Annotated in this window: 16 protein-coding genes; 6 read left to right on the top strand and 10 right to left on the bottom strand. The window is 44.8% G+C overall.

What is annotated here, in order from left to right; translation table 11 throughout:
• Positions 1 to 170: 170 nt before the first annotated feature.
• The 7 genes from ATB76_RS26535 to cmk all read right to left on the bottom strand — a co-directional run bounded on the left by ATB76_RS26535 (position 171) and on the right by cmk (position 7,820).
• Positions 171 to 2,018 (bottom strand): extracellular solute-binding protein, encoded by a 1,848-nt coding sequence (locus ATB76_RS26535; protein WP_061036383.1) that lies wholly within the window; start codon positions 2,016 to 2,018, stop codon positions 171 to 173.
• A gap of 429 nt (positions 2,019 to 2,447) precedes the next feature.
• On the bottom strand, positions 2,448 to 3,149 hold the full coding sequence (pyrF, locus tag ATB76_RS26530) for an orotidine-5'-phosphate decarboxylase (protein WP_038869495.1): 702 nt from the start codon (positions 3,147 to 3,149) through the stop codon (positions 2,448 to 2,450).
• 83 nt (positions 3,150 to 3,232) lie between these two features.
• Complete coding sequence (lapB, locus tag ATB76_RS26525) at positions 3,233 to 4,408, bottom strand: lipopolysaccharide assembly protein LapB (RefSeq protein ID WP_038881644.1); 1,176 nt, start codon at positions 4,406 to 4,408, stop codon at positions 3,233 to 3,235.
• 18 nt (positions 4,409 to 4,426) lie between these two features.
• Positions 4,427 to 4,720 (bottom strand): lipopolysaccharide assembly protein LapA domain-containing protein, encoded by a 294-nt coding sequence (locus tag ATB76_RS26520; protein WP_038869494.1) that lies wholly within the window; start codon positions 4,718 to 4,720, stop codon positions 4,427 to 4,429.
• A gap of 140 nt (positions 4,721 to 4,860) precedes the next feature.
• A complete protein-coding gene (gene ihfB, locus ATB76_RS26515) occupies positions 4,861 to 5,145 on the bottom strand; it encodes an integration host factor subunit beta (protein WP_038869491.1) in 285 nt (94 codons plus the stop codon).
• Between the two features lie 213 nt (positions 5,146 to 5,358).
• On the bottom strand, positions 5,359 to 7,029 hold the full coding sequence (rpsA, locus tag ATB76_RS26510; RefSeq protein WP_005533588.1) for a 30S ribosomal protein S1: 1,671 nt from the start codon (positions 7,027 to 7,029) through the stop codon (positions 5,359 to 5,361).
• A 110-nt stretch (positions 7,030 to 7,139) separates the two neighbouring features.
• The gene (cmk, locus tag ATB76_RS26505) at positions 7,140 to 7,820 is read right to left on the bottom strand and encodes a (d)CMP kinase (protein WP_038881643.1); all 681 of its coding nucleotides are present in this window, start codon (positions 7,818 to 7,820) and stop codon (positions 7,140 to 7,142) included.
• A gap of 293 nt (positions 7,821 to 8,113) precedes the next feature.
• Here cmk and ATB76_RS26500 point away from each other — a divergent pair, with 293 nt between their 5' ends.
• Complete coding sequence (locus ATB76_RS26500) at positions 8,114 to 9,157, top strand: polysaccharide lyase family 7 protein (RefSeq protein ID WP_039977034.1); 1,044 nt, start codon at positions 8,114 to 8,116, stop codon at positions 9,155 to 9,157.
• 82 nt (positions 9,158 to 9,239) lie between these two features.
• Here ATB76_RS26500 and sohB read toward each other — a convergent pair whose 3' ends face one another.
• Positions 9,240 to 10,301, bottom strand: a complete 1,062-nt coding sequence (gene sohB, locus ATB76_RS26495; RefSeq protein WP_038869487.1) for a protease SohB — start codon at positions 10,299 to 10,301, stop codon at positions 9,240 to 9,242.
• 274 nt (positions 10,302 to 10,575) lie between these two features.
• On the opposite strand from sohB, the gene ATB76_RS26490 reads away from it, so the two are divergent.
• The 4 genes from ATB76_RS26490 (at position 10,576) to ATB76_RS26475 (ending at position 16,655) form a co-directional block, all read left to right on the top strand.
• Positions 10,576 to 11,322 carry a YciK family oxidoreductase gene (locus ATB76_RS26490; RefSeq protein WP_038869485.1) on the top strand — a complete coding sequence of 249 codons (747 nt, stop codon included), beginning with the start codon at positions 10,576 to 10,578 and terminating at the stop codon, positions 11,320 to 11,322.
• A 130-nt stretch (positions 11,323 to 11,452) separates the two neighbouring features.
• The gene (gene imuA / locus ATB76_RS26485; protein ID WP_061036382.1) at positions 11,453 to 12,145 is read left to right on the top strand and encodes a translesion DNA synthesis-associated protein ImuA; all 693 of its coding nucleotides are present in this window, start codon (positions 11,453 to 11,455) and stop codon (positions 12,143 to 12,145) included.
• A gap of 4 nt (positions 12,146 to 12,149) precedes the next feature.
• Complete coding sequence (locus ATB76_RS26480; RefSeq protein ID WP_061036381.1) at positions 12,150 to 13,553, top strand: DNA polymerase Y family protein; 1,404 nt, start codon at positions 12,150 to 12,152, stop codon at positions 13,551 to 13,553.
• Positions 13,554 to 13,580: 27 nt separating this feature from the next.
• Positions 13,581 to 16,655, top strand: a complete 3,075-nt coding sequence (locus ATB76_RS26475; RefSeq protein WP_061036380.1) for an error-prone DNA polymerase — start codon at positions 13,581 to 13,583, stop codon at positions 16,653 to 16,655.
• Between the two features lie 356 nt (positions 16,656 to 17,011).
• Here ATB76_RS26475 and ATB76_RS26470 read toward each other — a convergent pair whose 3' ends face one another.
• Together ATB76_RS26470 and ATB76_RS26465 are read right to left on the bottom strand one after the other, a co-directional pair.
• Positions 17,012 to 17,953: a chemotaxis protein CheV gene (locus tag ATB76_RS26470; RefSeq protein WP_038869478.1), complete on the bottom strand. Its 942-nt coding sequence runs from the start codon at positions 17,951 to 17,953 to the stop codon at positions 17,012 to 17,014.
• A gap of 232 nt (positions 17,954 to 18,185) precedes the next feature.
• Positions 18,186 to 19,403, bottom strand: a complete 1,218-nt coding sequence (locus ATB76_RS26465; RefSeq protein WP_038869476.1) for an ROK family protein — start codon at positions 19,401 to 19,403, stop codon at positions 18,186 to 18,188.
• Between the two features lie 319 nt (positions 19,404 to 19,722).
• Between ATB76_RS26465 and pyk the strand changes: the two genes are divergently transcribed.
• Positions 19,723 to 21,165 (top strand): pyruvate kinase, encoded by a 1,443-nt coding sequence (pyk, locus tag ATB76_RS26460; RefSeq protein WP_061036379.1) that lies wholly within the window; start codon positions 19,723 to 19,725, stop codon positions 21,163 to 21,165.
• The last annotated feature ends 161 nt before the right edge of the window (positions 21,166 to 21,326 follow it).

Raw genomic sequence — 21,326 nt, 5'->3', positions numbered from 1 at the left:
CATGAAAGCAGTGCTTGCCTAAATCGATACCTAAGATGTGAATGGTAGACATATGGTTCACCTCGTTCTGAGAGCCTACTCTAAGCGTAGGGCTTGAGAGTGAGGCGGACCATATAATTAGCCCCGACACAATCGAGTTTCGGGGCTTTTTGTTGTTTGCTATCTAACAACTAGTTCGATGACAGCTTGTAACGGTCGTCGATAACCGTCACTTCAGGGAACGATTTCCCCGCCTTCATCGCTTTCTCTGTTTCTTCCTTCACAGACTTATCAATCCAGAAGTTTGAAATATCCATTGGGTGCAAAATCCATTCGGTATTTTTTGTCATCCCATTCTTAGGAATCTTAACCCAACGCCAATGTGCATCACGTGTGTAAGGGACCATGTAACCAGGAACAATGACGTTTGCATCACCGATGTATTTTTGGATCTGACGAGACAAGTCGTAGCGTTTTTGTTGTTCAAACTCATTATCATACGCTTCAATCAGCTTATCTAGCTCTGGGCTGCTGTAGTTTGTATGTGCATTAGTTTGAGGCTTATTCGCATTATCTGAGTGGAAGTATTCCCAGTACGCAGGGATCTCACCAGAACCCATATTCAAAAATGCTAGTTGGTGCTTCTTCTCCAGAATGTATTTAAACGCCGAAGAACCATCAACAAGGTTTAAGGTAAACTCCAAACCTGCCAACTTCGCTTGCTCTTTTAAGTACGCAATACGTGGAGTGTGTGAGTTGTAACCGTAGGTAATCGCAAAACTCAAACGCTCACCTTTATCATTGACGCGGATACCATCCGAACCAATTTTATCAAAGCCGGCTTTCTCGAAATGTTTTACTGCCTCTGCAGCATCAAACTTCGGTGGTGTGTTGCTTGGATCATCATACTCACCGTGGCCAAAACCAAGACCATGTGGCTTACGAGAGTAGTCACCACGCATTATGTTTGCGATCATACCGTCGTAGTCTGTTGCTGCCATCACACCTTTACGCACTTCTAAGTTGTCTAGCATCGGCATTGCCGTGTTCATCCACAGACCACCCGCCCCCTGAGGCGACTGGTTGAAGCCCCAGTATTTTTGTACATAGCCTTTCTTGTACACTTCACTGTCTGTTTTATCATGCCAGAAGTTAGGTAACACCATCTCGAAGTAGTCTAAATTGCCCTTCTCGAAGTGCTTCATTGCGATGTCTTCATCACGGATCACGGTAATACGAACCTTGTCTACATTGTAACGATTTTTGTAGTAACGGTTGTTATAACCCCACCAATCTTCACCAACGTGTTTAAACGTCACGCTCTTACCTTTCTTTACTTTATCAATGTAATAAGGTGCCGCGGTAGGCTCTGATTTGAAGTTGAACTTACGAACAAAGTTGTCCGGCATACCATCTTTGTTTTCATCTTTTTCCCCTTCAAAAAAGTGCTCTGGGCGAGGCTGAAAACCATTACTTGGCATGTTGATCAGAACCATCAAAGCATCTTGGCTCTGTTCCACAGCAAGGTTTACTTGGATGGTGTAGTCATCGATTTTCTCTACGCTTACAATGCTTGTTTTAAAGAAATCGTTGTACCACGGATCAATGATGTCTTCTGACGTGTAGTACTTCATCATAAACACGTAATCATCGGCGGTTATCTTCTCACCATCGGACCATCTTGCCGTCTCATCTAACTTGAAATAAACGCTTTTGTTGTCATCGCCAAATGCCCATTCCTTAGCAAGTTGGGGAGTCCATTTACCCGTATCAGGATGGCGCTGAGCGAGTTTAGGAGTGCCATCCATTAAGTATTGGCGAAGACCAGAGTTCGCATCAGGACCGACACTGCGTAACGTTTGAGGGAAGCTTCGAATAAAAGTACGGTATGTTCCACCTCGTACCGCTTCTTCTGAAGCAAACAGAGGCTCATTATTGTTTGAAATCCATTCTACCTCTGCTGGTAGCTCAGCTGCGCTAACTTGAAAGCTGGTTGCCATCAAGGTTGCCAGTGCTGCAAATGGCAGGGTTTTTATCATTGTATTCTTCCTTGTTGTGTTTACGCGGTAAGACTGATGGAGCGACAACAAGTGAATCTCGGAGAGGCTATGCCAAGGCACAGTAAAGGAAATAATAAGCGCTAATACCAAGTGAATTCCTGTCCACTTTACGTATTAATATCAGAGAGTTTCACGAGGTCATCCTAGACCTTACAACGCAGTGAATGCATCAACCTCATAGTATTCGTTACACATTTGTAACGCAACCCATCCATAACACATGCTTGCAATTTCACATCATCACAGCGAGTTATGTTACCAAAGTGTGATCGTAGCAGTCCTATCGCCTAATCTAACACTATCCGGCGATATTCAATTCAAGCTTACACCTCAGCTTTTCCGTGTTAAAAAAAACAAAAAAGGTGAAGCACTTTCACTTCACCTTTCCATCTTCCATTTCAACAATGTTTACATATTCGCCAAACTTTCGTTGATGGATTTAAGCACTGCTGCTGGGTCGGTAGCTTGTGTAATAGGACGACCGATCACTAGGTAGTCTGAGCCTGCTTGAATCGCATCGACTGGTGTCATAATACGACGTTGGTCACCTTGCTCAGAACCTGCTGGGCGAATCCCAGGAGTAATGAGCTTAAACTCTTTACCAAGCTCACTCTTAAGCATTGAAGACTCTTGAGCTGAACAGACTACGCCGTCTAGGCCAGAGTTCTTAGTTAGCGTTGCAAGACGGACCACCTGCTCCTGAGGAGCCACGTTTAAGCCAATTCCAGCTAAGTCGCTTTGTTCCATACTGGTCAGTACCGTTACACCAATCAATAACGGGCGATCTGTACCATACGGCTCTAGGATTTCACGCGAAGCAGCCATCATACGCTCACCACCGCTTGCGTGAACGTTTACCATCCATACACCCAACTCAGCGGCGGCTCGCACGGCTTTTGAACACGTATTCGGGATATCGTGAAATTTCAGGTCTAGGAACACAGAGAACCCGCGTTTATGAAGTTCACGTACGAAATCAGGACCAAATAGTGTAAACATTTCCTTGCCCACTTTTAGGCGGCATGACGCAGGATCAATTCTATCTACGAATGCAAGCGCATCAGCTTGGTTATCATAATCTAGTGCGACAATAACTTTTTGGTCGATCATTTCATCTCCTAACTATTTTTGGTTCTTATCAAATAAAGCTTAAAAAAATGCAGCGGACAGAAACTCTGCCAGCTGCATTAAAATTATTCACCGTCCAATCCGCGGATTGGCTTGATCGTCCCCCATCCTTTACAAGATGGACAATGCCAGTAAAGGGAATGGGTTGAGAAGCCACACTTCCTGCATCGGTAATGTGGCTTCACTTTTAACTGTTCACCAACCATGGCTTGCAGTGTCGATAGACTGTCCTTTGCACGACCGTCTTCTGCTTCTGCAATATGGTAATCAATAAGACGGTAAAAGCCTTTCATGGTTGGGTTTTTCAGTAGTTGTTTCGTCAACAGCTCTTGCGCGGCACCAACGCTCTCATGATGCGCGACAAGTTGCGCCAACATTAATTCGGACGATACACCCGCCTTTTTATCGATACAGGCACGTAAGAATTCTACGAGTTCATCTTCCTGACCTAAATGGTGATAACACTCAGCAATCGTTGGTAGGACATCACTAATAAAGTCTTTATCTTGCTCAAGCACACCTGTCAGGTACTTGATGGTGTGTTTGTAATCTTCTGACTCTAAATACACCCGGCCGAGGGCAATACTCGCACGAACACATTTAGGGTCTTCTGACAGTGCTTTCTTGAAATGTTGAATCGCTTTACTGGTGTGACCATCGGCTTGGTCAAGCATGGCTAACTCACACCAGAAATGTGCAATGTTGGCACGAATACGAGTGCGCTTCTTACCCATCTTCGCCAACTGGTTTGCGTAATGAATGGCTTTTTCCCACTCACGCGTTTGTTGGTAGATGGTGACAAGTTGCTGAAGTGCACTTTCACGATGGTCTGGCTCCTCAACTAACTGTTCAAAGATTTTTTCTGCACGGTCTAAGAAACCAGAGGCCATGTAATCTTTTGCGAGCTGCTGAAGTGCGAGGTTCTTCTGATCTAGCGTGAGGCCAGAACGAGAAATGAGATTTTGGTGGATTCGAATTGCTCGGTCGACTTCACCACGAGAACGGAAAAGATTACCCAACGCTAGGTGAGTATCTATCGTTTCGTTATCAACTTGGAGCAATTCAATGAAGTGGTCAACCGCCTTATCTGATTGATCAGATAGGAGCAGGTTAAGACCCGTCACATACTGACGGGATATCTGATGAGATTGCTTCTGCTTGTCTTGCTGAGCGCTACGGTGGCCCATGTACCAACCATAGGCGGCGGCTATTGGCAATAACAAGAAGAGTAGTTCAAGCATTAAAGTTAAGCCTTATCCTTATGCCTGTTTTTCTACTGCTGGTTTTGCAGGTTGTTCTGCTTCAGCGGGCTCATACTTTTTAAGTTTCTTTTTCAGACGACGCACTTGCAGTTGAGTTTTGAACTGAATGCTAGCAAAGATAACCCATGCTATGCCAAAACCAACGACAAACACTACACCCAGCAAGGTTGATAAGTGGAACTCACCTTTCGCCAGAAGATAATTAAAGGTTACGATCTCTTGGTTTTGAGAACCTAAAGCCAGTGCAATTAAAAAGAGAGCTAAAACAGCAATGATTTTTATAATTTTCATGTTACATCACCCTTCGAGGAGTAAGTAGGTAAGATTATGCAGTAAAATGTTTCTTCAGACCATGTATATTACCAATAATCTAGTTATAAAAAAGCGGCATACACGAGAGTATGCCGCTTTTTCAAACTAATAAGAGAGCCTTAGCTATCCATATTTACGCGTTCACGAAGCTCTTTGCCTGGTTTGAAGTGAGGAACGTATTTACCCTCTAACTCCACCTTGTCGCCCGTTTTAGGGTTGCGACCTACGCGAGGCTCGCGGTAATGAAGAGAAAAACTACCAAAGCCACGGATCTCAATACGGTCACCGGTCTCTAGTGTAGAGGCCATGTGCTCTAAAATATCTTTTACAGCATCTTCTACCTCTTTCGCTGATAAATGTGTTTGCTCAGCGCAGAGTCTTTCAATCAGTTCAGACTTAGTCATAGTTGCCCTCTTTGAGTATCTTTATCACTCATTATAGTAAGTAATACTAATTCCAACAAACACTTGCTATCAATTCTAGACAATTTTTACACAAAATGTGCAATCAAAAAATGTCTTTTTTTAGCATAGTTTATCAACATTAGTATTACTACTTAGTTTATAGCAAGCATAAAAAAGGAGCCTTGCGGCCCCTTTTTAGCTTAAGCGAGTAAATTATTCGCCTTTAGCAGCTTTGAAAGCGTCAGCCATTGCATTACCAAAAGCAGCTTCGTCTTGCTTGTTGATAGATGCCATTGCTTCTTGCTCATCAGCTTCATCTTTAGCTTTGATAGATAGGTTGATTACGCGGTTCTTACGGTCTACACCTGTGAACTTCGCTTCAACAACATCACCAGCACTTAGGATTAGAGAAGCATCTTCTACGCGATCGCGTGATACTTCAGAAGCACGGATGTAACCTTCAACGCCTTCTGCGATTTCAACTGTAGCGCCTTTAGCGTCAACAGCAGTTACAGTAGCGTTAACTAGAACACCTTTCTTGTTGTCAGCAACGTAAGCATTGAATGGGTCGTTTTCCATTTGCTTAACGCCTAGAGAAATGCGCTCACGCTCAGCGTCTACTGCTAGAACAACTGCAGAGATCTCGTCGCCTTTCTTGTACTCACGTACAGCTTCTTCGCCAGCAACATTCCAAGAAATGTCAGATAGGTGAACTAGACCGTCGATGCCGCCTTCTAGACCGATGAAGATACCGAAGTCAGTGATAGACTTGATCTTACCAGTAACTTTGTCGCCTTTAGCTTGTGCTTCAGCGAATGACTGCCATGGGTTAGCTTTACACTGTTTCAGACCTAGAGAAATACGACGACGTTCTTCGTCGATCTCAAGAACCATAACCTCAACTTCGTCGCCAACATTAACAACTTTAGATGGGTGGATGTTCTTGTTAGTCCAATCCATTTCTGAAACGTGTACTAGACCTTCAACGCCTTCTTCGATTTCAACGAAGCAGCCGTAGTCAGTTAGGTTAGTTACGCGACCAGTTAGTTTGTGACCTTCTGGGTAACGCTTAGCGATTGCTACCCATGGATCTTCGCCTAGTTGCTTAAGACCTAGTGATACGCGAGTACGCTCACGGTCGAACTTAAGAACTTTAACTTGGATCTCGTCACCAACGTTAACGATTTCAGATGGGTGCTTAACGCGCTTCCAAGCCATATCTGTGATATGTAGAAGACCGTCAACGCCACCTAGGTCAACGAACGCACCGTAGTCAGTAAGGTTCTTAACGATACCTTTAACTTCAGAACCTTCTTGTAGAGTTTCTAGAAGCTCGTCACGCTCAACGCTGTTCTCAGATTCGATAACTGCACGACGTGAAACAACTACGTTGTTACGTTTTTGGTCAAGTTTGATAACTTTGAACTCTAGCTCTTTGTTTTCTAGGTGAGCAGTGTCGCGGATTGGACGTACGTCTACTAGAGAGCCAGGAAGGAAAGCACGGATACCGTTTAGTTCAACAGTGAAACCGCCTTTAACTTTACCGTTGATGATACCAACAACAGTTTCAGCTTCTTCGTAAGCTTTCTCAAGAACGATCCAAGCTTCGTGACGCTTAGCTTTCTCACGAGAAAGTTGAGTTTCACCGAAACCATCTTCAACAGCGTCTAGAGCTACGTCTACTTCAGCACCAACTTCAACTTCAAGTTCGCCAGCAGCGTTCTTGAACTGTTCAGCAGGGATAGCAGATTCAGACTTAAGACCAGCGTCAACAAGAACGAAACCGTTCTCGATAGCTACTACAGTACCTTTAACGATGCTGCCTTGTTGGAATTCTGTTTCGTTTAGAAACTCTTCAAAGAGTTGAGCAAAAGATTCAGTCATTTATTTAATCTTCAATAAATTAAACGTCCACGGGTATCCTACCGCATGGGGTTATTAAATTCGCCAGTCATCATCCTTGCGACCAACGCTCTTAGTCTAGCCGAGTGTTATTACTCAGCTAGCTTCGATTCGATATATTGTAGTGCCTTTTCTACTACTTCGTCGATACTCATCGACGTAGAATCTAGCACAAGCGCATCCTCTGCAGGGCGTAGTGGTGCCACTGGGCGGTTACGATCGCGATCGTCACGCTCTTGGATCTCGCTCAAAAGGTCAGCAAATCTAACATCTAACCCTTTCTCTTGCAACTGTTTAAGGCGTCGATTTGCACGCTCTTCTGCGCTCGCATCAAGGAAAATTTTCGCTTGTGCATTCGTGAATACGACCGTACCCATATCACGGCCATCAGCAACCAGACCCGGAGCAGTCTCAAATGCACGCTGACGGCGCAATAATGCTTCACGAACGCGTGGCAGAGCTGCTACTTTAGACGCCGCCATCCCCGTTTCTTCTTTACGAAGCTCACCAGAGACGTCTTCGCCTTCTAGAATCACTTTTACTAGGTCACCTTCAGCAACAAACTGAACGTCTAGATGAGTAGCAAGTGGAACAAGCGCATCTTCTGACTCAGTGTCTACGCCGTGGTGAATCGCTGCGAGTGCAAGTACACGATAAATTGCGCCAGAATCAAGAAGATGAAAGCCCAACTTCTTCGCCAGCAACATACATAAAGTGCCTTTACCTGCACCACTAGGTCCATCTACGGTAACAACCGGAGTTTGAGAGGACATGTTTTTCTCCACGTTGATGTGCGAATTTCGGTGCTTCCACCCAAATTCATTTCATTCTTAATTTTACGGTGCGGGAGTATATACCTAATAGCCTCAGGATACCATTTCTTTGCCCTCTCCCCAGTTCAGAATTTGCCGTTTTCTCTCTTCTGATTTTTTCTCTTTAAAACGCAATACCAAATGGCGGATTTTCTCTAAGTTTCATTTTTCCGACCCGATCACATATTAGTAATACAATATTATTGTATATTAAATCATCTTATCGACGACCCTATAAAAATTGAGAACACAATATGAAGAAATTAGCGCTTACTTTTCTTGCTGCCAGCATTGCCTCTGCGTCTGCTATGGCTGCAACTTCGTCTAATGAATTAGCGAACAAATATGAGCTAGATCCGACAAAGGCTCCAGCTCAAAACTTTGATATGACGAATTGGAAAATTACCTTGCCTGAACTAACTAAAGAAGGTGAACGCAAAGGTAAAGCATTAGAAATAGCCAAAGATGAGCTGGGCAATACAGAAAACCCTTATGTTCACCCTGAGTGGTTCTATACCAACAAAGAAACAGGCGCCGTGGTTTTTGTTGCACCAAATGAAGCACCGACCACTCCTAATAGTAAGAACACCCGTAGTGAACTTCGTGCCATGCTTGCTACGCACTACGGTGAGCCAAAAAACAACTTTGTCGTCGCTTCTCACCCAAATGCTGCTGAGTATGGTGCGATTGGTGGCGAGCTAAACGCGACCCTATCTGTTGACCAAGTAAGTACAAGTGGCAACTACAAAAAGAATGGCGCATTCGCTGTCGTGATTGGCCAAATTCATGGCTCTGACAATGAGCCTTTAAAGATTTCTTACCGCAAGCTGCCGGAGCATGAATACGGCTCTCTTTCGTGGAACTACGAGTTAAACCCAACCAAAGAACTTCAAGACGCGAAAGATGAAAATGGTAAGAAACTTCGCCAAGACATCCGCCACAACGTGTTCGGACAATACAACTTACGTAAAGGCGACGCAGACCCACAAGACGGCATCAAACTGGGTGAAATCTTCTCATACAGCGTGAATGTGGAAGGTGAGATCATGCACCTGACTTTCACTAAGAACCCAGGTGAAAAAAATGAAGTCACTAAGACATTTGATGTGAATCTAGCAGAAGGCAAATACCAAGGTCATGAAGTAGACCAAGGCTATGGTAACGATTGGATGTATTACAAAGCCGGTGCTTACAACCAATGTAATACGAAGAAAAGCAGTTCAGACTGTGAATGGCGCGGCATGGAAGCGGGTGATTATGCTCAAGCAAGCTTCTATCAGTTAGAACTGAACCAATAACGGTTAGAGCTGAACTAACAACCCTCAGCGGAAACAAAAAAACCAACTAAACAGTTGGTTTTTTTTTGTTATTTCTTAAACATTACACAATTGGCTTTTGACCACGCTCTGCAAGTTTAAGCACAACACTGTCTGCTACTTTGCCTGCAACACCGGCAAGCTTGTCTGCCAGTTTTTTCTTCTGTACGTAATGCACTGCTAGTACGGTTTTCTCTTTGCATGCCGCAACAACCAGATCGTCAGAAGTGCTGATTTCATCCACCAGCCCTAGCTCTTTCGCTTGCGTACCAAACCAGTGCTCACCGGTTGCGACTTTTTCAAGTTCTAGCGCTGGGCGACGTTCACTGATGAAGTCTTTGAACAGTACGTGTGTTTCTTCAAGTTCTTGTTTGAACTTATCACGCGCTTTGTCGGTGTTCTCACCAAACATCGTTAGTGTACGCTTGTACTCACCAGCTGTTAGCTGCTCATATTCGATATCGTGTTTTTTCAACAGTTTGTTGAAGTTAGGGATCTGCGCGATAACGCCGATAGAACCTACAATCGCAAACGGCGCAGACACAATCTTGTCTGCCACACATGCCATCATGTAGCCACCACTTGCTGCCACTTTGTCGACAGAAATCGTCAGAGGCAGACCTGCAGCTTTGATTCGATCAAGTTGAGAAGATGCTAAGCCATAGCCATGGACCATACCACCACCAGACTCTAGACGAAGCAGCACTTCATCGCCTTCACGAGCTACTGCTAATACTGCAGTGATCTCTTCACGTAGAGAGCCCACTTCTTTTGCATCAATACTTCCGTTGAAGTCCAACACGAACAGATGCGGTTCGCGCTTGCTATCAAGAGAACCTTCTTTGCTCGCTTGTTTGATTTCTTTCTCACGAGATTTGTTCTTTTCTTTCTCTTCCTTCTTAGCCGCTTTATCACGAGCTTTGATGAAAGCGTCATCGTGCAGGTGATGTTCTAACTGTTCGATTGCATCTTTATGACGCTCAGAAAGATTGGTGACTTCCAACTCGCCTTTCGCAGCACCCGATTTACCACCCGCCGATTTTGCAATAATCAGCAGCACAACCACGGCCGCAACAACGGTGATAATCTTGGCTAAAAACAGACCATAATCTAATAAAAATTCCAATGAGAGTTCCTCTATCTCATACCAGTAATAGTCATCAATATGTTACGTAGAAAAATCAGAGAGAAGGCAAGAAAATCAGTAACCTCTTGTTCTGATTGATGGTGTTCAAATAACATACCGGACAACCGTTCTGGAATTGGTATAACACATGAATTGGTGTATTGTAACCAACTTGTCACGATTACCAAGATTTTCCATTGAGAAACAGGCGCATTTCTACACCAAGATGACGTCTGTTCGTCGGAATTAGATACAATAATAAGGATTAACTACCGTGAACTACTCCGTTTCAGCAGATGCCCTAAAAGGTAAAGTCATTCTTGTCACTGGTGCAGGCAATGGTATTGGTCGCCAAGCGGCACTTTCTTACGCTCAGCACGGTGCGACTGTGATTCTACTTGGTCGAAACGTTCAAAACCTTGAATCCATCTACGATGAAATCGAATCTGCAGGTTACCCTCAACCCGCGATCATTCCACTTGATCTAAAAGGCGCAACTAAGCAGCACTACATCGATATGGCAGAAACCATCGAAGGTCAATTTGGTCGTTTGGATGGCCTGCTGCACAACGCTGGCGTTTTAAGCACGCTGTGCCCGTTTGAGCAAATCAATGAAGAAGACTTTGACGACATCATGCAGATTAACGTGAAAGCAGAAGTCCTAATGACTCAAGCGCTACTGCCTATTATGCGTAATTCAGATGCAGGTCGTATTATCTTTACGTCTTCAACTGTGGGCCATTCTGGCCGTGCTTTCTGGGGTTCGTACGCCATCTCCAAATTTGCCGTAGAAGGTATGATGCAGGTTCTCGCCGACGAACTGAGTGACACACCAATGCGAGTTAATGCCATTAACCCCGGTGCAACTCGTACTCGTATGCGTGAAAAAGCCTACCCTGGTGAAGATTCAAATACATTAAAAACACCTTTAGATATTATGCCGTTGTACCTGCATTTAATGGATCCAGCCGTCACTGATGTCAACGGTCAGTGTATTGACGCACAACCAAAGCGTAAGTGATAAATTCTCACGACCTCGCATAATCGATTGAAAAGGCAGCAAACGCTGCCTTTTTTCGTATTTCTGCCTATAAAAATCTTGCGACTTTCCATCACAGAAATATACTGTACATATATACAGGTATCTTATTATGCAAGACATTATCCAGAATTTAAAAAGCCAACATCTTGTTTGGCAAGCAAATTTAACCAAAGCTGATACACACCAGACTCTCCATAGCTCAGGTTTTCCTGAGTTAGATACCTTGCTTAGGGGCGGTTTTCCTCCCCATGGTGTCGTGGAAATGGAGTCCGTTGGCAGTATTGGTGAATTGCGTCTTTTAGCGCCTTATTTAAAAGCATCTCTGGCAAGAGGAGTAACGGCATTCATTCAGCCTCCCGCATTGATGAATTCATTGTTCCTACACAGCATTGGGTTGGACATCAACCAAGTATGGGTTGTCACACCGGAACATCAACGCGATGCCTTATGGGCAGCAGAGCAATGCCTCAAAAGCGGCGTATGTAGTAACGTTTTGCTATGGCAAGATGAACTAGAGATCCACCAAGTAAAACGCCTGCAAGTGGCAAGTGAGCAAGGCGCTTGCCCTCTGTTTATGCTCAAACCTAACATGACAAATCGCTTGTCTTTGCCTGTGTCACTCAGCTTAAAACTTCACGGTCACGAGCAAGGTGTGAGTGTAGAAGTGCTCAAAAGAAAAGGCGGTTGGAGCAAAGGCAGCGTCGATATCAACTTCCAGCACCACTACCCGCAACTGGTGATGCCAAGCACAACTCGTATTCCATCCACGGTGGTCAATTTCCCATTGGCGAATCAAGGTTAGTGATATGGCTTTGTGGATATACTTGCACTTCCCTCGCCTACAGTTAGATGCACTCTTTGGTGATAACCAAGAGCAGCCCGTGGTGATTGTAGAAAGCCAACGTTGTCGGATCATTCAATACAACAAGATTGCCGAGCAACAAGGCATCAAGCCAAATATGGGCTTGGGTAGCGCGGCTTCTTTGTGCCGGGATTTGCAAGTGCATCCTTATCATCCGCAAACCGAATTGAGCAAGTTACAAGAAATTGCTCAATGGCTGTATTTGATTACGTCTGATGTCGTATTGATGCCAAGCCAAGGGGTTCTACTACGTGCAACCCCGATGCTTAACTTATATGAAGGGCTGCAAAATTACTGGCAAAAAGTCACGACTCACCTAGCAACGCTCAAGCTGAGCTTTCAGTTCGGCTGCGGCTTTTCACCCTTTTCAGCCAAATTGATGGCCTTATCTGGGAGTAATTGTTTGAGTGAAGATAAAGCCTTCATGCTACAAGCGTTACAACCTTTGCCACTGACATTGACCGATTTGTCGACCTCCACTGTCGATAAGCTACAGCGCGTTGGAGTTACAACTCTCGAAGGTTTGCTTGAGTTGCCGTTACAAGATATTGCACGCCGATTTGATATCGATTTAGTCAACTACGTTGGGCGGTTAACAGGCCAGTTCAAACATCCTGTTGATTTTTATCATCCAACGGAATCATTCCAAGTATACCTAGAATTGCTGTTTGAAATTGAAAACGTGCAATGGGTGGAAAGACCGTTAGCCAAGCTCCTTCAGCAGCTCGAAACCTTCCTCAAGCTGCGCGATAAAGTCGCGTTTGAGCTGTGCTTGACGCTCCACCAGCGAGATAAGCAAGAACAACATCTTCAATTGACTTCAGCGCAGGGCGATTACTTATATCAGCGTTGGCAACAACTGGCCAGTTTGAATCTAGAATCACTGACCTTAAACGGCCCAGTGATGGGCTTAACGTTAAAAATCGTCCGTCAAGGAGAGCCTTTAAGCGCAACTCGTGATCTCTTTGCTGGGCAAAAGGGCCAAATGAATGCATTAGAGTTGCTCTCTCTACTGCAAGCTAAATTGGGTAAAAGCGCAGTACTCAAACCGAATATCGCCTGCGACCCAAGACCAGAGAAAGCCAGTCAGTATCGCCCAGCCGACGAGCCGGATGTGTCGATTAACACCATCCCTGCGTTGTTACGCCCAGCGATGCAATTACCCGAACCTATCGCGCTACAAGAGCAAGTATCTCTCATTCATGGACCGGAGCGAATTGTCTCTGGATGGTGGGATGGCGATGAAATCATGCGTGATTACTACGTAGCACATACCAAGCAAGGGCGCTGGTTATGGGTCTTTCGCGATCAACACAAGCATTGGTTTCTTCATGGCTATTTTTGTTAAATCGGCAGTTATTTTTGTTAGGTTGTTATGAGTTACGCAGAACTATTTTGTCAGTCCAATTTTTCCTTTCTCACTGGGGCTTCTCATGCGGAAGAGTTAGTACTGCAAGCCGCTTTTTATCGTTATCAAGCTATTGCGATTACTGATGAATGCTCTGTTGCCGGTGTCGTCAAAGCGTACGCGACCATTAAACAGCACAAGCTTGATATTAAACAAATCGTCGGCAGCATGTTTTGGTTGAACGAGGAATGCCAAGTCGTGCTGCTTTGCCCTTGTCGAAAAGCCTACGCTGAGCTGTGCCGTATCATCACCAATGCCAGACGACGCAGCGAGAAAGGCAGCTACCAACTTTCCGAATGGGATTTAATGTCGATTCGTCACTGTTTCGTGCTGTGGTTACCTGCACATCAGGAAAGTGATCACTACTGGGGACGTTGGCTTAATCAACACCATTCCGAACGATTATGGGTCGCGATTCAACGTCACCTCAGTGGAAGTGATGAAGCATACACAACTCACTGTGAATTATTAGCAAACGAGTTCCAATTGCCAATTACCGCTTGTGGTGGTGTTTTGATGCATGCTGTCGAACGCCTACCTCTACAGCATGTACTCACTGCCGTTAAGCATGGATGCAATGTCGATAAACTTGGTTTTGATCGCCTATCCAATGCAGAAAGAGCGTTGCGCCCAATGAATAAGCTACTCCGCATCTATAAACCAGAGTGGCTTGCAGAAAGCAAAACCATCGCAGATTTGTGCGAATTCGAGCTGTCTGACCTGAAATACGAATACCCAGCCGAACTCATTCCAGATGGTTACACACCAGACTCTTACTTACGTTTTTTAGTTGATCGAGGTAAGCAACGACGCTTTCCCGAAGGGGTTCCAACAGACATCAATCAAACGATTGAGCGTGAACTCACACTCATTAAAGAGCTAGAGTATCATTATTATTTTCTAACCATTCACGACATTGTGATGTTCGCTAAGCAGCAAGGCATCCTCTATCAAGGACGTGGATCCGCGGCTAACTCCGTGGTGTGTTACTGCTTAGAAATCACCGCGGTTGACCCGAGGCAAATCTCTGTCTTATTCGAGCGTTTTATTAGTAAAGAGCGAGACGAGCCGCCAGATATCGATGTGGATTTCGAGCACGAGCGTCGTGAAGAAGTGATTCAATACATCTACAAAAAGTACGGGCGCGAGCGTGCCGCTTTGGCAGCCACCGTGATCAGCTATCGCTTTAAAAGTGCCGTGCGTGAAGTAGGAAAAGCGTTGGGGATTGAAGAAACTCAACTCGACTTTTTCATTAAAAACGTCAATCGCCGTGATCGTAGCCAAGGTTGGCAAGCGCAAATCATCGAATTGGGGTTACAACCAGAGTCATTAAAAGGCCAGCAGTTTATCCAGTTGGTGAATGAGATCATCGGATTCCCGCGCCATTTATCTCAGCATGTCGGCGGCTTTGTGATTTCATCTGGCCCTTTGTATGAACTGGTGCCTGTCGAGAATGCCTCGATGGAAGATCGCACCATTATTCAATGGGATAAAGATGATTTAGAAAGCTTAAAGCTATTGAAAGTCGATGTACTTGCACTTGGCATGTTGAACGCGATCCGTAAATGCTTTCAATTAGTCGAGAAGCACCACCAACGATCCCTGTCGATTGCCGAGATCACACGCCTGCAAGACGATCCGCACGTATACCGCATGATCCAAAAAGCCGATACTGTTGGCGTATTCCAGATTGAGTCTCGCGCGCAGATGAGCATGCTGCCACGCTTAAAACCTGCACGTTACTACGACTTAGTCGTGCAGATTGCCATTGTTCGTCCGGGCCCAATCCAAGGAGATATGGTGCACCCGTTTTTAAAAAGACGAAATGGTGAAGAACCGATCAGCTACCCATCGGAAGAAGTGAAAAACGTACTAGAGCGCACCATGGGCGTACCGATTTTCCAAGAACAAGTGATCAAGTTGGCAATGGTCGCGGCTGGTTTTAGCGGTGGTGAAGCGGATCAATTGCGTAGAGCAATGGCAGCATGGAAGAAGAACGGCGATCTCGCTAAATTCAAACCAAAGCTTATCGATGGGATGCTTGAACGCGGCTACGATCTTGAGTTTGCCGAACGTATCTTTGATCAGATTTGTGGCTTTGGTGAGTATGGTTTTCCTGAGAGCCATTCCGCCTCTTTCGCGGTACTGGCTTATTGCTCTGCATGGCTAAAGTTCTACTATCCCGCTGAGTTCTATACTTCGCTACTGAATAGCCAACCCATGGGCTTTTATAGCCCTTCACAGCTGGTTCAGGATGCACGTCGACACGGAGTGGAAGTACTGCCTACTTGCGTGAACCACTCACACTACCAGCACCACTTGGTAAAACGCCCCAATGGACGCCTTGGTATCCAACTAGGCTTGCGGTTAGTCAAAAGCCTTAATGAAGAAAACGCTATCCGCTTGGTTGAACACCGCCCAACTCATGGTTATCGTTCTATCCAAGAGGTAAAACAAATTCTGAGAAGTCGTCGTGATATTGAGTTATTAGCTTCTGCGAATGCTTTTCAAATACTCTCAGGTAACCGATATAACGCACGTTGGTCAGCTATGGATTCGTTATCAAACTTGCCCTTATTTAATCAAATTGAAGAGCCTGAGGTGAGCTATCAACCTCAACCTTCTGAGTACGAAAATCTCATTGAAGATTACGCCAGTACAGGGTTATCACTTAGCCGTCACCCAATTACCCTACTGGAGGAAGCTGGCAAACTACCACGCTTTACTCGTATGAAGCAGCTAGTAGAAAAAGAGCACAAGTCCTTGGTGACGGTTGTCGGTGTCGTCACAGGCAGGCAATCCCCTGGCACTGCAGCTGGCGTCACCTTTTTCACGTTAGAAGACGACACTGGTAACATTAATGTGGTTGTGTGGCGAGCAACAGCGCGCGCGCAGAAACAAGCTTATCTCACCTCAAAGGTGTTAATGGTAAAAGGAATTTTAGAAAGAGAGGGAGAAGTCACGCACATCATTGCAGGTAGGCTCATTGATTGCACTCAACACCTTGCGGGACTGCAAAATAAATCGCGGGATTTTCATTAAAGAAATGAGAATAGAGACAGATTGACACAGGGTAAACTGAATAAAATAAAGGGAGGTCGACCCTCCCTTTTCAATTCCGCTGAAATTAGTCATCAGCTTCCGCTTCCGTACGTTTTTTCTTGTATTCCCTATACAGTAACAAGGATAAAGTCATAATAACTTTAGATGTTAGCCATATCATTAAAAGGAAGTACCCTATACTGATGAGTCGAGTTGACTCGTAGGTGAAAAGTAACGTGATATACCTGACATATTTCACTGTAAAAAATATGTAAGTAAAGTATAGCAACTCATGAAGCAGACATCATAAAAACTTATGAATGAGTTTGTAACAAGATAATTATACCTTGGATAACCTAAACCACCTGACGCAAACGTTCTTGTGCGACTTCCACAAGAAGATCTGGTTGGAACTTAGATATAAAGCGGTCACAGCCCACCTTTTGCACCATAGCTTCATTAAAACTCCCACTTAAAGAAGTATTTAGCGTGATGAACAGTTTGGACATTCTCGGATCACTACGGACTTCATGCGTCAGTCGATAGCCATCCATTTCTGGCATTTCAGCATCAGTAATCATCATCAGTAACTCGTTCGCGACATCTTTACCTTCGTCACACCAACGTTTTAATACCGTCAATGCTTCAAGGCCATCTCGGCACTCAATAATATTCAAACCTAATTGAGACAAGGTATCACGTACTTGGTTACGAGCTGTTGAGGAGTCATCCACAATCAGCACATTACGACCAATCATAGCTTGAGCAAGTTCGTGGTCTAACACGCCTTCAGAAATCGTGACATCGTAATGGATGATTTCCGCTAACACCTTTTCTACATCGATGATTTCGACGATTTGAGAGCTATCCCCTTCTTTCACTTGGGTAATTGCCGTGAGGTAGTTAGAGCGACCAGATGTGGAAGGTGGAGGCTGAATTTCGGTCCAAGCCGTATTGATGATGTTTCGTACAGGCCCAACAAGGAAGCCTTGAACTGAGCGGTTATATTCCGTGATGATCAGGTTTTCTTCTTCCGCTTCACCACGCAAAGGGGGAAAGCCAATTGAACCACGCAAATCAATCACAGGTACTGCTTCACCACGGAGAGAAGCGACACCACGAATATTGTAGTGTGAACCAGGTAGCTTGGTCAGTGGCGGCAGTTTGATCACCTCTTTCACTTTGAAAACGTTGATCGCAAATAACTGGCGACTATTTAATGTGAACAGCAAAAGCTCCAGTCGGTTCTCACCCACTAGATTCGTACGCTGATCCACTGTATTTAACACTCCGGACATACCACTACCTAACTCTGAATAACTATCCTTCACTCTTTAAAGAAAACCGTGCTGAAACAACAAAGTAAAACTTTTGTATGAGTGTTTTACATTACTTAGGGAAATTACATTAATGCTATTGATATAGCAATGAAGCAAAGCTCAGATTGGCGCTTTGCATCAAATTGGCGATCAAAAAAGGGTGAACTCTTAAAGCTCACCCTTTAAAACTACGCCACAACAATACGGGAAATTAGCCTTCAATTACCTTCATCAGTAACTGACCATCATACAAAGCTTGTTTGATAAGCGCGGCACCCGGCATAGTCGCTTGTTTGTAGAAACGAGATTCCACCAGCTCAAGATCTTGGTGGTAGACCGGTAAACTCTGCTCTTCAATGCAGCGGCGAACGGCAGGATAAAGCACCTCTTTCGCTTGGTTGATTACCCCACCAATCAAAATCTTCTCTGGGTTAAACAAGTTGATCACAATAGCAATTGCAGATCCCAAGTAACGACCAAGCTTCTCGATAACATCGACAGCCAAAGGATCGCCATTTGCCGCCGCCTCACAAATACTTTCGATGCTCATTTCTTCCTGATCAGCAAGAATTGAGGGTTCGCCATCAGCAATACGAGTCACCACTTCTTCACGAATAGCTTGTGAACTCGCAACGGTCTCTAAGCAACCAATGTTACCACAGTGACAACGTTTACCATTCGGATCAATTTGAATATGGCCAAGTTCACCAATGTTACCATGGCGGCCCTGTAGGACACGCCCATCTAAGATGATACCGGCCCCCAAGCCGTGGTGAATCGAAATCAGAACCGAGTTATCGTTCTCTTGTGAGTGACCAAACAGCTTCTCAGCCAATGCCCACGCACGTGTATCGTTGGCAATAAACACTGGTAAACCTGTTGCTTTGTAGATCTCAGGCCCTAGAGCAAGGTTCTCAACATTGTAATGCGGCATTTGCAGCACAATACCCTGCTCTGAGTTCACCAGACCAGGCAACGTGATAGCAATACTAGTCACACGATCAAGTTGATCGGCATAGGTTTGAAAGAATTCATCAATTTCGTAGAGTAAGCGTTCCAAAACATCATCTTGATCGCGCTCGTGGATATCGATTTTGGTATCGATAAGCACATCCCCACCAAGTTCATGCAAAGCAATGGTCAAATACCCTCGCCCTAAACGCATCGATAAGAATTGCCAGCCTTCATTATTGACTTGCAAACCTACCGCTGGACGGCCACGACTGGTCGCCTCTTGCACGGTAGTTTCATGAATCAGATGTGCTTCAATCAACTCTCGAGTGATCTTAGTGATACTCGCAGGTGCAAGCTCACTTTTCTTGGATAAATCGATTCGAGAAATTGGACCCTTCAGGTCAATTAGTTTGTATACACGACCAGCATTGACCTGTTTGATATGATCAATATGGCCCGGTTGAGCCATGTACATCTTGCACTCCGAAATTCTATAACGGGATAATTTTTTTACTTTGCGAAGTAATTGTGAAGTGAATTGATAAATCCCCGTGACAAGCATCACGTATAAACATGTTTGTTTGTGTATTCAATCAAATAACGAGAAATCTACTCCTGTTAAATTGTTTGAAAATTGACTTATTTTATTCATCAAATTAGGAAGCAAAGCCTGAGACTCAGCGTTTTTTCAGCACTTTGACCTAAATACGAACAATATGTACATAGTGTGCATATACTTAGCGAGAATAGAATTCCAGTTATCTCGTCCTACACCTGCATTCTTCGGAGAATCTATGACTTCTATATTGAGAAGAACAAAAATCGTCACAACGCTAGGCCCTTCAACCGACAAAGACAATGTCCTTGAAGAAATCATCAAAGCGGGCGCAAACGTCGTACGTATGAACTTTTCCCACGGTACGAGCGAAGACCATATTCAACGAGCCAATAAAGTCCGTGCGATTGCGGCTAAACTGGGTCGACAAGTTGCTATTCTCGGCGATTTACAAGGTCCTAAAATACGAGTCTCAACTTTCCAAGATGGTAAAATCATCCTCAGTGTCGGAGACAAGTTCACTTTAGATAGTGACTTACCTAAAGGCGAAGGCAACCAAGAATCGGTTGGCTTAGATTACAAAGAACTTCCACAGGACGTCTCAACTAACGATATCCTGCTACTTGATGATGGCCGAGTACAGCTCCAAGTTTCCAGCGTTGAAGGAAATAAAGTTCACACCCGAGTCACTGTTGGTGGTCCATTGTCCAACAACAAAGGCATCAACAAAAAAGGTGGCGGTCTTTCTGCGGATGCTCTAACAGAAAAAGATAAGGCAGACATCCTAACCGCAGCAGAAATCAAAGTGGATTACTTAGCCATCTCATTCCCTCGCAACGGGGAAGACATGAACTACGCACGTCGTTTAGCGCGTGACGCTGGCTTAGAAGCGAAGCTTGTCGCTAAAGTCGAGCGAGCAGAGACGGTAGCGAACAATGAATCAATTGATGACATCATCCTCGCTTCCGATGTGGTGATGGTGGCTCGTGGTGACTTAGGGGTAGAAATTGGCGATCCAGAGCTTATCGGCGTACAGAAAAAGCTGATCCGCCGTGCGCGTAGCTTAAACCGCATTGTTATCACTGCAACCCAAATGATGGAATCTATGATGGCCGCACCGATGCCAACTCGTGCAGAAGTGATGGACGTTGCCAACGCCGTGCTTGATGGTACAGACGCCGTTATGCTTTCAGGTGAAACAGCTGCGGGTTTATACCCAGTAGAAACCGTTAAATCCATGGCAGAAGTCTGTATGGGTGCAGAAAAAATGTCAGAAGCAAGCCTCTCGACTTACCGATTGGATCGAACGTTTGCGACCGCAGAAGAGACCATTGCAATGTCGACTATGTATGCTGCCAATCATATGGAAGGCGTAAAAGCGATGATTTCATTAACAGAATCAGGCCGCACAGCATTGATGATGTCACGTTTGAGTTCTGGTCTACCGATTTTCGCACTCTCTCGTAACGAGTCCACATTGAACCGTGCAGCACTATACCGTGGTGTAACACCAGTGTTCTTTGATTCTAAAGGGGGCGCTGGATTGACGACCGCTCACGCGGCAATTGTAACGCTTAAAGAACAAGGATTGCTCGATGAAGGGGATCTCGTGATCTTCACTCAAGGTGATGTCATGGATGTGGTTGGTTCAACGAACTGTATGCGAATCCTATCTGCATAGCATTTGACTCGAATACATGACAAAGGCTCCAACTGGCTGTCTCTTGATCACAAGTCTAGTGATCAAGAGACATTGCGAGTTCGTAGCCTTCAAGGATGGTTTGTAGTTTAAACCACCCTTCCCAAAGCACCTTTATTGAAGCTCTACCCGTCCTCTTGGTA

This window comes from Vibrio sp. MOR3, assembly GCF_001557775.1.
GTDB classification, from domain to species: Bacteria; Pseudomonadota; Gammaproteobacteria; order Enterobacterales; family Vibrionaceae; genus Vibrio; species Vibrio jasicida.
Note: the sequence above shows the minus strand (reverse complement) of the source record. Positions and strands in the feature narration are given on the sequence as shown.